Source organism: Stenotrophomonas sp. CFBP 13725 (assembly GCF_014841935.1).
GTDB lineage: Bacteria > Pseudomonadota > Gammaproteobacteria > Xanthomonadales > Xanthomonadaceae > Stenotrophomonas.
Map to the genome: position 1 here is coordinate 181,279 of NZ_JACYUV010000004.1, position 14,063 is coordinate 195,341.

A 14,063-nucleotide genomic window follows, 5' to 3' on the forward strand; every position below is an offset into this window, starting at 1 on the left:
CCCAACTCCCCATGAGCCATTTCGAAGGCGATCTTCGCTCTCCCGGATCGGCGCGCTTCGCCATCGTGGCCAGCCGCTGGAATGCCCGCATCACCGACGCGCTGGTCACCGGTGCCCGTCAGGCATTGGCCGGCAACGGCGTCGCAGAAAGCGAAGTGGATGTGATCCGCGTTCCGGGCGCCTGGGAAATCCCCTTGGTCGCCGCACGTCTGGCCGCTGCACATCAGCACGCGGCCATCCTGACCCTGGGCTGCGTGATCCGCGGTGACACGCGTCATTACGAACACGTGGCCGACCGTTGTGCCGAAGGCCTGATGCGCGTGCAGCTGGATTTCGGCGTGCCGGTGCTCAATGGCGTGCTGGCGGTGGAGCGTGCCGAGGATGCCGAAGCGCGTGCCGGTGGCAGCCACGGCAACAAGGGCGAGGAAGCCGCCTTGGCGGCATTGGAAATGACCAATCTTCTGGAGCAACTGCCATGAACAAGACCACCCAGGGCAGGCCGTCCGGCAGACCCGTACGCCGTGATGGCGTGGATCCGGTGCTGCGCTCGCGCGCGCGCCGCCGTGCGGTACAGGCCATCTATGCGTGGCAGATTTCCGGCGGCAATGGCCAGTCGCTGGTCGCCCAGTTCGCCCACGAACAGGCGCGCGAGGTGGCCGATCTGGCTTACTTCGAGGCGCTGGTGCACGGCGTGCTGGACAACCGTCGGGATCTGGATGAGGCGTTGTCCCTGTTCCTGGATCGTAGTGTCGAGGAAGTGGATGCGATCGAACGCGCGGTGCTGCGCCTGTCGGCGTACGAGCTGCGTTTCCGCGCCGACATTCCGTACCGTGTGGTGATCAACGAAGCCATCGAGTCGGCCAAGCGCTTCGGTTCCGAACACGGCCACACCTTCGTCAACGGTGTGCTGGATCGCGCCGCGATCGAGTGGCGCAAGACCGAAAGCGGTCACTGACCGATGTGGTAGCGCCGAGCCACGCTCGGCGGCAACCCTACAGCGCGGCTCGCCAGCCCAGCCGGTCATGGGGCCGCACCCTCGGAGCCCCATGTCACTCGCCGAATTTGCCCTGATCGAACGTATCCGCGCCCGCAGCAAGGGGCGCGATGACATCGTGCTCGGCATCGGCGACGATGCGGCGCTGCTGCAGCCGCTGGCGGGTCACTGGCTGGCGGTAACCGCCGATACGCTCAACAGTGGCGTGCACTTTCCCGCCGAAACCCGGCCGGCCGATATCGGTTGGAAGACGCTGGCGGTCAATCTTTCCGATCTGGCCGCCATGGGCGCAACACCGGCATGGGGCACGTTGGCGTTATCGCTGCCAAGTGCGGAAGCGGAGTGGATCGACGCGTTCGCCGACGGCTTCTTCGCGCTGGCGGACGCGCACGATTGGCGGCTGATCGGCGGCGATACCACGCGCGGCCCACTGTCGCTCTCGGTCACTGCGTTCGGTCAGGTGCCGCACGGCCAGGCACTGCGCCGCGACGGCGCGCAGGCGGGCGACGATGTCTGGGTCAGCGGCACGCTGGGCGACGCGGCGGGTGCGTTGCAGCTATGGAAACGCGGCGAGCTCGATGTCACCCGTATCACACCCGATCCGACCATCGAGTTCCTGCGCCAGCGTCTGTTGCGGCCGACGCCGCGGATAGCGCTGGGACTGGCGCTGCGGGGGTCAGCGAGCGCTGCCGTGGATGTTTCCGACGGCCTGCTGGCCGACCTCGGGCATATTGCGGAAAGCAGCGACGTAGCGGTGAGGGTGGATGTCACACAAATCCCGTTGTCTGTGCCCTTGCGTCGTGCCCTTGGAGATGACGGCGCGCTGCGCTGTGCTTTGCACGGTGGCGATGACTATGAGCTCTGCTTTACGGCACCGCGCTCGCTACGAACCACCCTGGGCAGCCTTTCCCGGGGGGTGTCACCCCCCCTGACTCTTATTGGCGCGGTATCCACCGGGACAGGCGTGCACTGCGAGGGTTACTCGGGTCCGCGTGGGTATGAACATTTCTCATAGGCGGGCCGTCCGGCGACGCATGCGATCACTGATAGTCGGCTCTCAGTATCGCCTTTCCCTCCAAGGTGCCCGCTGACAGGTCATCTCCGGTCCGCAGATAACGAGCGGCAAAGGGTATGGCGTTGGCACCCGCACGAACGTTCGAATGTTTCCACGTTTCGCCGAAGGTCACCGGCTTGCCGTCACGAAGCAACTGCACGGCGACGCCCTTGGAAGTAGATCCTGCGCTTGGCGTCAGCTCACTACCGGTATTGGTGGCGGCGCCCGCATCGTTCAGGGTCAGCTGGACGGGAACGCGGTCTGACGGGCAGTCCATCATCACCTGGAATTGTCGTGTCCCGGCGTCGCTGTGAACGACCGGAAGTTCGCTGGCACGCATGTCTGGCAACGCGACCGTGACATTGTCCAGGCGACAGGTCAATCGAGGTATGGATATCGCGAGTGATAACGTATGTTCGATGTTCCCTTTATCTGTACCTCCCGCACGATAGGTATACGCTTTGAGTATGTTGGACTCGACGCCGTTCATTGGGCCGCCGCGCGAGAACAGTTTGTAGTGCATCCTGATGGTTACATACTCGCCGCCACCCACACTGATCTTGCTGGTTGTAGCGGTGTAACGGTTGGTTTCATTGGCGGTAAGCGGCGTGGGGGTATTCGAGGACGCAGCAGCGCTCTTGTAGGCTCGGAATACGATCAGTGGACTTGCAGAATTCCAGCCGTAGGCCGGGTATCGCTGACCATCCACAGTGATGTAACGGACGAGAGACAGCTGTTTCATCTTCGTAACCGTAATCAATCCCAGGCTGTCAGTGCGCGCACAGGGACTTATGTCTGGCCCCATTTCCACGAGGCCCCGCCACTCGGTCAGTGCAACATCACGGGCAAGTTCGTTCTGGACTGTGATGGAACTGTCGAAGGTGTCGGCGCCGTGCACGCTGCAGGCGAGCGCGCTCGTGGAGGCCAACATGCTGACGGACGCCAGGGCCAGAAATAATCGGGGTTTCGACGCTGTTTCGAGGCGGGACATAGACGTAATCATTTAGTGGTCGGGGCGGCGGAGGGGGCTTTCGTTACCGTGAGTCTTCAGCGGAAACGCGCTGCACCTGCACCGGAGATTGTTGATCCCGCAGCGCGCCATAGTCGTCCAGCCAGGAGAAGCTCACCCGGTCAGAGGCCGCCGATCCGGGGGGGAGCGCCGTGCGGTGCTGGCCGTGCGGTGGAATCATGCTGGCCTCCAGTTCAGTGGTGTCGTTCACGGAGATCTTTGTCACTGTCACGTGGAAAGGCCCCGGGTTGGTAGCGGTCAGCCAGCGGGTGCCTCCCTCGTTCTGAATCTGCCAGCGCAGGGAACCCGCAGCGGCGGCGGCGGTGCCCGGCAGGCCAGGGGGCCGGTAGAACAGTTTGATGCGCGAGCGGACAGCGAACCGCAAGAGGTTCTGCTCGGTGGTGTCCTCCTGTTCGGGAGGAATATCCAGGAGATTGAAGTAAAGCACCGATTCGCGATCTGTCGGCAGTGCTTCGGAGGGGCGTGGTGCGTAAGTGATGCGAAACATGTGCGACGCGCTGGGCTGTATCACGCGAGGCCCTGCGGGCGTGATGCGGAAAGGCACTTTCAATCGTTCAGGAGCGGCGCTGCTGTCGCCGGTGTCGATCCAGGCCTGGGTCATTGCGGGCGCGCTGCCATCGTTGCTGATCCTTACCGTCGTATCGCGATGAAGACTGCCGTCAACGACGATGCGGGTGCCCTCGATGGTGACCGCGGCCGATGCGGGAGGCGCAGCAGTTGCCAGCATCAACAGGGGAGCTGCCAACGCGGAGCGGGAGAGGTAGTGCATGGAGAGAGTCTCCAGAAACAGGGAAGGGGATGGGTTTCAGCGATAGATCAGCGTGAGCTCAGCGCGAGCGTGCACCGAGCCTGCAGTGGCGCCATTACCTAGAGGGACGAGCGCGGCGATGAAATCCAGCTGCCGCTGACCGCCGGCGGGCACGTTCACCAGAGTGATCGGCTGCTCGTCCATGCGCAGTTTTTCACCTTGGCCGGTGAGGATGGCGACCCCAATCCGGGTCGCCGATGAAGGGCCATCCAGCGCGATGGCCCCCGTCACCGGGTCGGCAGGGCCAGTCAGCTGCAGACCGATCTGCTGCGCGCCTGTCGAACCCGGGCAACTGACCGTTATGGCGAACGCCGTGTCGTCGCGCCGGGTGAGGGAGTTGATTCTGGAGAGTGAGGTGCGCCCGAGATTGATGTGGATGGGGCCGTTGGAGTCGTTGACGAGGCAGGTGCTTGCGGTCACTTCGCCGGTGATCTCAAGAGGTGTTGCCGCGCACGGAAAGGCGAGCCCCGTGCATAGCAGAGCTGGCAGCGTGAGAGACGCTCGGATTTTCATCGGCTTCAGGGTGTCCTGCGGGGAAGGGGCGATCACGAAATGCCAGTTTCATTTATGCCCCTCTGTGCCGAGTATCAGGAGATATGTGTATTTACATAGGAAGACTTTATTGAACGCCACACGATGTTCGTGACAGTAGATTGAAAGTGTCCCAGCCGTAGTGCGGCAGGCAACTGCCTATATAAATGTAATCAGCGATAGGTAATGCCGCTGATTTTGTGCAGATTTCCCCATGTATGACGGATTCGCCGCCACGCACCATGTCGCCTCGTCGAAGCGTTCATTGGCGCCCTGGTGCGTACACCTTCGCCTTCCTCCTGCGGACGTCATGCGCGATATGGTTTCAATTTCCCATTTCCTGCCAAAGGGCAGACCTCACTGGCGTCACATCGTGGCTGCTGCTTATCTATCGTCAAATGCATTCTGCATGGCGGCGGCAACGGCCGCATCTCCGCGTTTCAGCCCCGGATTTCTGGTCGGCGATGCAGCGGATGCTCTGGGCCATTTCGAAAGCGGTTCCGTCAAGCCCGGGATCTATGTGCTGGATGTGATGGTCAATGGCCAGTTACTGCGCCAGGAAAGCGTCACCTTTGTTGCGGATTCTCCAGACAGCGCGGCCATGCCCTGCGTGAGCGCATCGCTGGTCCGCGGGATGGGGGTGAAAGCGAAGTTCCTGCAGGATCTGCCCGAAGATGTGCAGTGCGTGGATCTTCCCCGGTGGATCGATGGGGCCTCTGTACAGTACGACGAAGCCGAACTGCAGCTGGTCATCAGCATTCCGCAGGCGGCCATGGCATCGTTGCCTGGCGGCCAAGTTCCTCTGGCATCGCGGGAACAGGGCATCACGGCGGGCTTCATCGATTACCAGTTACAGCAGAGGGGGGTGCAAAGAGAGTCCGTGCTCTCCATAGGCACGCGAATGGGCTTCAACATGGGGTCGTGGCGCCTGCGCCACGATGGCTGGTTCACCCATGCGGCCGGCGGTTCACGCTGGCGGGACGGCCGGACGTCGCTGCAGCGCGACCTGCCAAACAGCGGCACTCGCCTCCAAGTTGGGCAGGAGTTCACGCCCGGGTACCTCTTCGACAGCGTTGCGTACACGGGTCTCCGTATCGCCAGTGACAGAAGGATGCTGGCAGATTCGCTGGAGGGCTATGCACCCGTGGTCAAAGGCGTAGCGCAGAGCACTGCCACGGTCAGCATCCGTCAGAACGGCAGGTTGATCCGTGAGTTGGTGGTGCCCCCTGGCCCTTTCATCATTGAGGATCTGGTTGCGGGAGGCGGTGCCGGTGATCTTGATGTCAGTGTCACCGAGGCGGGCGGGCAGACCCACAGCTTCCGGGTGCCATTTTCGGCGGTTCCACAGGCATTGCGTCCTGGCGTACAGGAATTCAGCGTCGTTGCGGGACGGCTCGATCCCTATTCCAGCATCGGCACTCTGCCAACGGAATTCATCGAAGCCACCTTCGGCCGTGGCCTGGATAACCGGTTGACGCTGTTGTCTGGATTCCAGCTCTCATCCCGGCAGAAGACGTTTCTCGTTGGCACCGCGTTCAACACCGCGCTGGGCGCTATCGGCCTGGACGCCCGGGATACACACGTGCGGCGTCGTGGTGGCGTAGAACGAGGGCAAAGCTACCGTATCAACTACCAGCGCCTGTTTCCCGGTCCAGGAACGGGCGTGGGCGTGACCGCGTGGCATTCCAGTGGGGCGGCCTCGCGTGGCCTGATCGATCTCTGGCCGGCCCCGCTGTCGCCGTCCACTGCGCTGCCTGCACCGGAACGGCATGAGGCGGGACTGCAGCGGCTTCAGGTGAACCTGTCGCAACGCCTTGCAGATCACAGCTCGCTGTTCGTCAGCTATGGACGGGAGGCCGCCCGTACCGATCTGCAGGCAGGTTTCAGCGGGCGCATCGGAAGCGTGAACTACTCGATCACCGCGCTGCGCTACCACCATGGCGAAGGTGAGGTGGACACGCGCTGTTCGTTTTTCATCAGCATGCCGCTAGGGACCCCTGCCAGCAGGCATCACGTTTCCGGACATTTCAGTCCCGGCTCAAATGCGCGTTCGCAGATACGCCTGTCAGGCGCATCCGGGGCGCGTAACGAGCTGAACTACGACGCCTCGGCGGGCAGTGTCGGATCGTCCCGGTTACTGGATACCCATGCGAGCTATCACGGCGGCCAAGGTTCCTTGTCGGCGGGGTATGGTCGGGAAGGCCGCCGCGAGACGTGGCAGGTATCGGCTGCGGGCAGCATCGTGTTGCATGCCGATGGCCTGACGTTTGGCCAGAGTCTGGGCGATACCGTCGTCCTGGTTCAGGCAGTGGGTGCCACAGGTGCACACGTTCGCAGCGGTCATGAGCTGCGGATTGGGCGCAATGGGTATGCCGTGATGCCCTCTGCCAGCCCCTATCGGTGGAACCAGATAGAGCTGGATCCTGCCGGTCTGCCGCTGGATGTGCAGCTGCTGCAGACTTCGCAGCGTGTCGCCCCGACGGCCGGCAGCATCGTGCGTGTGCCGTTCCTTGTCCGCAGGCAGCGAACCCTCTTCATCGATGCAGTTGATGCCCAAGGTCAGCCACTGCCATTTGCCGCCACGGTGCAGGACGAGAGCGGCCGCTCGATTGGGGTCGTCGGCCAAGGCAGTGTCATCCGACTGCAGGGCGCTGCTGAAAGCGGTGCCTTGATCGTCGATGCGCAAGGGGCGCGGCGCTGCCGCCTTGAGTACCAGCTTCCCCAGGCTGCGGATATCTATGGCCTGTCCTGGAGCCAGGGCACCTGTGTTCCTGCGCCTGATACGGCGACGCGGTGAGCGCCTTCAATCATCACCGCCTGTTCCATCCCGATCGTTCACCCCAACCCGAAGAGATACCTATGATTTACTCACGTACTTCCATCAAGTGGACTGCTTGTCTGTCCGTGCTGGCCGCGATAATCGCCAATCCCGTGCCTGCACGGGCTGATACAGCCACACTTACCGTGACGGGCAAGATCCTCCCGGGCACGTGCAAGCTCACCATTAATCCAGTGACTCTGAAACCCCTCAAGGCCGGGGACGTTAAAGGCGGCGACCTGGGCATGGCCGACGGCGCGTTGAAATTCGACGATTGCGTCGGTGTCACCAAGGCGCAGCTGGCCTTCGCCGGTATGGCCGATGGGACGGACTACTGGAAGAATCAGGCTGGCCCCATGGGCGCGACCGGTATCTCACTGGTTCTGAAGGATGGTGAAAAGTTCGATGTCCTTCTGAAACCCACCGATACGCGTACCTTGACCGTCGCCACTGCCACGGCAAGTTATCCGTTCAAAGTGGGCTATCACCACGTTGACAAGGCACCCTTCACCACGGGCGATGTCAAAGCGGATATCACCGTGACTGCCACCTACGAATGATTCCCTGCTTGCCGTCGAACCATTCATTGGGGAGACGGCAACACCTTGCCGGGATTCAGTATGCCGTCCGGATCCAAGGCGGCCTTGATCGCGTGCATCGCGGTCAAGGTTTCCGCGGTGAAGGCCTGCGCCATGAAGTCACGCTTCGCCAAGCCAATCCCGTGTTCGCCGGACAGCGTCCCTTCCAATGCCAGCGTCAAGGCGAAGATACGCGGCAGGGCCGCGTGCGCACGGGCGTTTTCGTCGGCGTCGTCCGGGTGATACAGGATGTTGACGTGCAGGTTGCCATTGCCCGCATGGCCGAACGTCACGATGGTCAGGTCGAACTCGCGTGCCAAGGCCTGCACGCCGGCGACCAGGGCCGGGATGCGTGACACGGGCACCACCACGTCCTCGTTGATCTTGCCCGGTGCGATGCTGCGCAACGCAGGTGACAGCGCCTTGCGTGCAGCCCACAGCTTTTCGCGCGCGGCACCTTCCATCGCAACGTCCAGCGACAGCATGCCATCGCCTTCGGCTGCGCTGGCCAGGGCCTGCAGCAGATAGGGCAGGGTGTCGTGGTCGCCGTCCGCCTCGATCAGCAGCATGGCACCGGCCTCGGGCACGTCCGCGCCATTTCCGCGCAACAACTGCAGGCTGCGCGCGTCCATGAACTCCAGGCGCGTGGGCGTGACCGGTTGTGCCATCACCCGTGACACCGCCTGCGCTGCCGCGTCGGCATCGCGGTACAGCACGCGCAACCCGGCCTGCGCCACCGGCAGTGGCGTGAGTTTCAGCGTGGCTTCCACGATCAAGGCCAGCGTGCCCTCGCTGCCGATCAGCAGATGCGTCAGGTCGTAGCCCGTGGCGTCCTTGGTGTAGGCACCGCCGCAGCGGATGAGATCGCCAGTGCCGGTCACCGCGACCACGCCCAGCACGTTGTCGCGGCTGCTGCCGTACTTCACCGCGCGCGGTCCGCCCGCGTTGCAGGCCAGGTTGCCGCCGATACTGCAGATGTCTGCGCTGGACGGGTCCGGTGCCCAGAACAGTCCGTGGGGTGCCAGTGCGTGCTGCAGATCGCCGTTGAGCACGCCCGGCTGCACGATGGCGCAGCGGTCGCCAGGGCGCACCGCCAGGATCTGCGCCATGCGCGCGAACGACAGCACGATGCTGCCCTGCAGCGGGACGGCGGCACCGGTTGTGCCGGTGCCCGCACCGCGCGCCACCACTGCCACCCGATGCGCGCGGCAGGCCCTGACGATGGCCTGCACCTGCTCTGGGGTGGACGGCAGCGCGACCGCCAAGGGCAACTGGCGACGCCAGGAATTGTCCTGCGCGTTCGCATCCAGCGCGGCCGTGTCGGTACGCCAGCCGTCGGCGCCGAGCAGCAGGGACATTTCGGCAACCAGGGTGGCGGGCAGTTCGGTGTTCATCGCGATTCCAGCAGAGGCAAAGGAATGATGTGCTCAGCCGTCCAGCCGGAACGCATCGCGCAGCCAGTGCAGTCGCGGTGGTTCGCCGCTTGCCTGCACGACATCGAAGCGGCACGGTCGCTCGCAGAGCGTCGGGTGGGACTGCAGGTAGAGCTGTGCGGCGAGGATCAAGCGCTGCTGCTTGCGGCCATCGACCGACCCCGCTGCGCCGCCGAAATCCGAGCGCGCGCGGTAGCGGACTTCGACGAACACCACAGTGCCGTCGTGGTCCATCACCCGATCCAGCTCGCCGCCGCGGTAGCCCACATTGCGGTCCAACACCTGCAAGCCCGCGTCACACAGCAGGCGCTCGGCGGCCGCCTCGACCGCGGCCCCGCGACGGGCTCTGTCAGTTGGCATTGGCGATCGGCATGGGCCGCCCGCCATTGAACGTGGACCAGGCAGGAACGCGCAGGATGTTGCCACCGCCGTCCAGGTACAGCGTGCCTGTTGCGCCGGCCAAGCCGCCCTGGGCTGCCAGCGATTCCATGTAGGCGCTGATCTTCCAGGCGTCAAAGCCGAAGGCGAACAGACGCCCGGCGGCACCGCGCGCGCTGGGCAACAGCTGACCGGCACTGCTGGCGCTGGGCAGTCCTGCCACGCCCCGCACGTTCCACGCCTCGTTGGGATAGATGATGCCGTCCAGGGCAACATCCTCTTCCGGCTTGCCACTGCCGACGGTCAGCTGCGAAGTGCCCACGCGCGTGCCGCCGCCCACACCGGCCAGTGCCAGTTGCGGAGCCAACTGCCGCGCCTGCGGTGCACGCACCGCCAGCAGCACGCCATCGGCCGGCTCTGCCGTACGCAGGCGCGCGCTGATGTCGCCCACCGTATCGGCCACGGCGACCGTCGCCAGTACCTGGCCGCCGCGCTGGGTGAAGCGCTCGGCGAAGGCGGCGGCGGTACGGCGACCGGTGTCGTCACTGCTGTGCACGACGATCACTTTGGAGCGCTCGCGCCCGCGCAGGTACTCGGCGGCCATGACGCCATCGTCTTCCGGTGCCAGCGAGAAACCCGCGCTGCCGGCCGGCGGTGCACCCTTTCCGCGATTCAACGCGAGCACTGGCACCGGCAGTTGCGCGCGGCCGTACACGGCGTCCACTTCGTCGCGCCCCAGCGGGCCGACGATGAAATCAGCGCCGCTGCTCACCGCCTTGTCGTAGGCAGACAGCGCGCCGGCGGGCGTGCCTGCGGTGTCGATGAAATCTATTTCCGGCTTGCGTCGGCTCTCACCGTAGTACCCGGTCAGCAGGCCATCACGCACAGGTTGTGCGGCAGTGGCCAAGCGCCCGGTCAACGGCAGCAGCACCGCCAGCTTCACCGGCGGCCGGTAGCCATCGCTCATCGCTGGCGGCCGCTTGCTGGTATCGAACTGCACCGCGGCCGCATCCCGATCAAACGGGCGTGGCAACGGCAGGCCACGTGCCAGCAGGGCGCGACCGGCGAAGTTGTACAGCGGCTCATTGGCCGGCAGCGCGCCGGCACGTGAGCGCAGCGTCGCGTCATCCAGACTGCCCAGCAGCGCGGTAATGGCGGCCTGGTTGTCACTGCGGGGCTGCCCGGTCAAGCCGGCGTTCGCACGTGCACGTTCCTGTGCGGCACCAAAGCTGTCGCCGCTGGCCTGCAGTGCGGCGGCGCGTGCCAACTGCCAGCGCGCTGCCAGGGCAGGCAGTACCTCCGTGCCGGGCTCGGACAGCGCAGCGAGGGCGGCGGCCGGTTGCTTGTCGGCCAAGGCCAGTTCCGCGGTCACCAGCAGGTAGCGCTGGCGGCTGGGCGAGGCCAGCTGGCGCGGCTGCACCTGTGCCAGCAGGCTGCGCGCGCGCGTCGCATCGCCTGCTTCGTGCCAGGCGAACGCGGCGTCCGCCAGTGCATTGCTGCGCGCGGTGCCGCGCAGCGTGCCGGCCAGGCTTTCCAGCTGCAGGGCGGCATCACGCGGGCGACCTTGCTCGATCAGCAGCAGGGCCTGGCTCTGGGCGGGCGACTCCGGCGCACTGGTCAGGCTGGTGGTGGCGCAACCGGCCAGCAGCAGCAACGACAGTGACAGGGCGGAGATCCGGACGACAGGCTTGTTCATGATCGAGTCCATGCAGGGAGGTCGGCGGCCGTGGCCAAGTACACCGGTGGATTCTACCCTTGAGCTCGCAGCGCCGCTGAACTCGTCGTTGACCGCTCGCTGGCCACGCCCGCGCTACCCATGCCGCATCTGTGGGACAATGCGCGCGGCGGAGTCGGCCAGACAGTCGCGTCATCCCTTGCGGATGCCGAGGAAAGTCCGGGCTCCATAGGGCAAGGTGCCAGGTAACCCCTGGGCGGCGCGAGCCGACGGAAAGTGCAACAGAAAGATACCGCCTACGTCTTCTTCGGAAGGCCGGTAAGGGTGAAATGGTGCGGTAAGAGCGCACCGCGAGTCTGGCAACAGACCGGTACGGCAAACCCCACCTGGAGCAAGACCAAATAGGGACCTCATGGCGCGGCCCGCGTCGGGTCCGGGTAGGTTGCTTGAGCGCCGTGGTGACGCGGCGCCTAGAGGAATGACTGTCCACGACAAAACCCGGCTTATCGGCCGGCTCCGCCACTTCCTTCAAAACGTCCGGCCGCAGCATTTACCCGCCGGGCTCGCCGCGTGGCGGCGAGCTGCATGGCGATGGCTCAGCGCTCCGGATCGCGATACTGGGCTGCTGAAATGAACTTAGAGAACGTTTCACACCACACCACCACCGTCGTGTAGTCCTTCACGTTGACGTCCGGCGGGACGTCGATCAGAAGGCGTTTGAAGGATCGTGCTTCGCCGACGCGGCGCGCCTGGGCCTTTACCTTCAGGAAGCCATCGATGGTGTCCACGTAGTCGCGGGTGAGATACACCTTGTAATCCGGCCCTGGCGCCATTTCGCCGGAAAACGCGATCGTCTTCTGGCCGACACCGACGCTGCCTTCAGCCCAGTGCAGCCGGTCGCTGCCGGGAAGGTCGCGCTTGAACGCGGCGTGGTAGGTCGCATCGTTGATCGCCGTCATGACAGCGTCCGCCGGCGGATCCGCAGGCGCGGTCAGGATGGGGAGCAGGTACACGCCCAGGCCGAAGCCCAGGCAGGCCACGAGAAAGTGACTGGCGGCGAGGAAGGACAAGCGTCGGCTCATGTGGTGACTCCACGGCAGTGTTGAAGACAAGCCTGCTGGGTACAGGGCATGCTCATCTTCACCGCGACAGCGCGCCGTTGTCAGTGGCATCCGCGAACGGGCATGGCGGTGGCAGCCCTGAGTCTCTGGGGTGCGCGCTGTCCGTTCAGAAATACAGCAGTCCCTTGCCTTCGGCAGCGCCGCCCGGGCCGAATCGTCGCTCGTGGATGGCGCCTTCCCCTGCATGGTCGACCAGGATGATCGTGCTGGCACGGGTGCCGTACTCGACGCCGCGGATGAACGCCGTGCCAAGCCACTGCTCGCGTTCGGGGCCGATGCCGGTATCCGGCAGGTCGGTGGGATCAGGCCGATGCTCGTCCGCAAGGGCGGCCCACAGCCGATCAAGCGCGGGGGTGTCGGTCGCACACCAGTCGGCAATCGCGTCCATCAATCGCCGCGTCTTCGGCCAAGGGGTGTCGAGTGCGCCATTGGACATGCCGTGCACGCCAGGGGCGAGCCGCTGCCGACCGCCCGGATGGTTGCCAACGTACTCCACGCTGTCCGCATCCGCCAACAGCAGGTTGAACGGCGGGTAGGCCCTGGCACTGCCTGCCAACCCATCAGCGCATACGTGGGCCGGCACCGTGCCACGCAGATAGTCGGCCACCAGCGCGCCGCGGGATTCCCCTGCCTGAGCAGCGTGCGGATCCCGCACATTGGTCACCACCGCCATGCGTCCATCGGCGGCGACACCGGCCCAGGCGCCGCCGGAGCGCAGGTCGCGCCCGCCGATCACGCGGGGTGCGTCGTTCCAGCGGGACAGCGGAGCCGTTGGGCGGGCGTGGAACTCGTCGCGATTGCCGGCCATCACCAGACGCCAGCGCGGGTGGTGGAGCCAAGCCAGAGCAAGTAGGCACATGCGTCGCATTGTGCTGTTTTGCGCAACACCTCGCTACGGGATCGGCACAGTCAATGAATGCGCATCACATGTTTCACGCCCTCTACACACCCCTGAACTTCGCCCCAATCTCAAAATTTGAGACGAAACAGCAACTTGTGGATAAGCCTTGAACAAGTCTCTAAAGATTGCTGCAAGCCATTGATGGCACAGGTGATTTCCCCCTGCAAAAGTTGTTGACAACCCTTTGACCGCTGATAAGGTGGGCATCAGAGGGAAAACCGGGTCTTTTGTGGTTTTTCGTGGTTCAATGTTTCATCCATCTGAAGGAAAGGTGCACGCGTCGTGTTTCAGGGCGAGACGGCCATCACGGTTGACGATAAAGGGCGCATGGCGGTTCCAACCGTTCATCGCGACCTCGTTGCGCGTGTGAGCAACAACCGGCTGGTCCTGACCTACAACCCCTTTGAATCCGGCTGCCTCTGGCTGTACGCGGAATCGGAGTGGGAGCGCGTGCGGGACGACGTGATGGCCAAGCCGAACACCCAGCGGGTCGTTCGGCTGCTGCAGCAGAAGCTGGTCGGTTCGGCCGCACACCTGGAACTGGACGGCAACGGCCGCATCAGCATCCCCGCCAGCCACCGCGGCGCGGTGGGCATCGAAAAAAAGGCGGTATTGCTCGGCATGGGTGACAAATTCGAACTTTGGAGCGAGCAGGCGCACCGCGCATTGATCCAGCAGACATTGTCTGACGAGGATCTGGGCGATGGGCTTCTCGATCTGAAATTGTGAGCCGGGGTGCCCG

14 protein-coding genes and 1 other RNA gene are annotated in these 14,063 nt (G+C 64.5%); 7 read left to right on the forward strand and 8 right to left on the reverse strand.

The features are described from left to right. The first annotated feature begins 11 nt into the window (after positions 1 to 11). The 3 genes from ribH to thiL all read left to right on the forward strand — a co-directional run bounded on the left by ribH (position 12) and on the right by thiL (position 2,009). The gene (gene ribH, locus IFT65_RS08960; RefSeq protein WP_192081176.1) at positions 12 to 479 is read left to right on the forward strand and encodes a 6,7-dimethyl-8-ribityllumazine synthase; all 468 of its coding nucleotides are present in this window, start codon (positions 12 to 14) and stop codon (positions 477 to 479) included. Then, positions 476 to 955 (forward strand): transcription antitermination factor NusB, encoded by a 480-nt coding sequence (nusB, locus tag IFT65_RS08965; RefSeq protein ID WP_188326059.1) that lies wholly within the window; start codon positions 476 to 478, stop codon positions 953 to 955. Before ribH ends, nusB begins: the two co-directional genes overlap by 4 nt. Before the next feature lie 91 nt (positions 956 to 1,046). After that, complete coding sequence (thiL, locus tag IFT65_RS08970) at positions 1,047 to 2,009, forward strand: thiamine-phosphate kinase (protein ID WP_192081177.1); 963 nt, start codon at positions 1,047 to 1,049, stop codon at positions 2,007 to 2,009. Positions 2,010 to 2,034: 25 nt separating this feature from the next. On the opposite strand, the gene IFT65_RS08975 is transcribed toward thiL, so the two are convergent. From IFT65_RS08975 to IFT65_RS08985, 3 genes are read right to left on the reverse strand one after another with little or no spacing between them, the layout of a single operon-like run. Then, entirely contained in the window at positions 2,035 to 3,039 is a 1,005-nt protein-coding gene (locus IFT65_RS08975) for a fimbrial protein (RefSeq protein ID WP_192081178.1), read from the reverse strand. 43 nt (positions 3,040 to 3,082) lie between these two features. Next, positions 3,083 to 3,847 (reverse strand): fimbria/pilus periplasmic chaperone, encoded by a 765-nt coding sequence (locus tag IFT65_RS08980; RefSeq protein WP_192081179.1) that lies wholly within the window; start codon positions 3,845 to 3,847, stop codon positions 3,083 to 3,085. A 36-nt stretch (positions 3,848 to 3,883) separates the two neighbouring features. Further along, positions 3,884 to 4,435 carry a fimbrial protein gene (locus tag IFT65_RS08985; RefSeq protein WP_192081180.1) on the reverse strand — a complete coding sequence of 184 codons (552 nt, stop codon included), beginning with the start codon at positions 4,433 to 4,435 and terminating at the stop codon, positions 3,884 to 3,886. A gap of 196 nt (positions 4,436 to 4,631) precedes the next feature. On the opposite strand from IFT65_RS08985, the gene IFT65_RS08990 reads away from it, so the two are divergent. After that, entirely contained in the window at positions 4,632 to 7,214 is a 2,583-nt protein-coding gene (locus IFT65_RS08990) for a fimbria/pilus outer membrane usher protein (RefSeq protein WP_192081181.1), read from the forward strand. Then, on the forward strand, positions 7,211 to 7,795 hold the full coding sequence (locus IFT65_RS08995; RefSeq protein WP_192081182.1) for a fimbrial protein: 585 nt from the start codon (positions 7,211 to 7,213) through the stop codon (positions 7,793 to 7,795). Before IFT65_RS08990 ends, IFT65_RS08995 begins: the two co-directional genes overlap by 4 nt. Positions 7,796 to 7,818: 23 nt before the next feature. Here the strand turns inward: IFT65_RS08995 and IFT65_RS09000 are convergent, their stop codons facing one another. From IFT65_RS09000 to IFT65_RS09010, 3 genes are read right to left on the reverse strand one after another with little or no spacing between them, the layout of a single operon-like run. Beyond that, positions 7,819 to 9,207 carry an FAD-linked oxidase C-terminal domain-containing protein gene (locus tag IFT65_RS09000; protein ID WP_192081183.1) on the reverse strand — a complete coding sequence of 463 codons (1,389 nt, stop codon included), beginning with the start codon at positions 9,205 to 9,207 and terminating at the stop codon, positions 7,819 to 7,821. 33 nt (positions 9,208 to 9,240) lie between these two features. Further along, positions 9,241 to 9,606 carry a YraN family protein gene (locus IFT65_RS09005; protein WP_192081184.1) on the reverse strand — a complete coding sequence of 122 codons (366 nt, stop codon included), beginning with the start codon at positions 9,604 to 9,606 and terminating at the stop codon, positions 9,241 to 9,243. Beyond that, a complete protein-coding gene (locus IFT65_RS09010; protein WP_192081185.1) occupies positions 9,596 to 11,320 on the reverse strand; it encodes a penicillin-binding protein activator in 1,725 nt (574 codons plus the stop codon). Before IFT65_RS09010 ends, IFT65_RS09005 begins: the two co-directional genes overlap by 11 nt. Positions 11,321 to 11,470: 150 nt before the next feature. On the opposite strand from IFT65_RS09010, the gene rnpB reads away from it, so the two are divergent. Beyond that, an RNA gene (gene rnpB, locus IFT65_RS09015) (RNase P RNA component class A) lies at positions 11,471 to 11,821 on the forward strand. Positions 11,822 to 11,895: 74 nt separating this feature from the next. On the opposite strand, the gene IFT65_RS09020 is transcribed toward rnpB, so the two are convergent. Together IFT65_RS09020 and IFT65_RS09025 are read right to left on the reverse strand one after the other, a co-directional pair. After that, on the reverse strand, positions 11,896 to 12,381 hold the full coding sequence (locus IFT65_RS09020) for a DM13 domain-containing protein (RefSeq protein WP_192081186.1): 486 nt from the start codon (positions 12,379 to 12,381) through the stop codon (positions 11,896 to 11,898). A 145-nt stretch (positions 12,382 to 12,526) separates the two neighbouring features. Next, on the reverse strand, positions 12,527 to 13,279 hold the full coding sequence (locus IFT65_RS09025; protein WP_192081187.1) for an NRDE family protein: 753 nt from the start codon (positions 13,277 to 13,279) through the stop codon (positions 12,527 to 12,529). A 324-nt stretch (positions 13,280 to 13,603) separates the two neighbouring features. On the opposite strand from IFT65_RS09025, the gene mraZ reads away from it, so the two are divergent. Then, positions 13,604 to 14,050: a division/cell wall cluster transcriptional repressor MraZ gene (gene mraZ, locus IFT65_RS09030; RefSeq protein ID WP_042613641.1), complete on the forward strand. Its 447-nt coding sequence runs from the start codon at positions 13,604 to 13,606 to the stop codon at positions 14,048 to 14,050. The last annotated feature ends 13 nt before the right edge of the window (positions 14,051 to 14,063 follow it).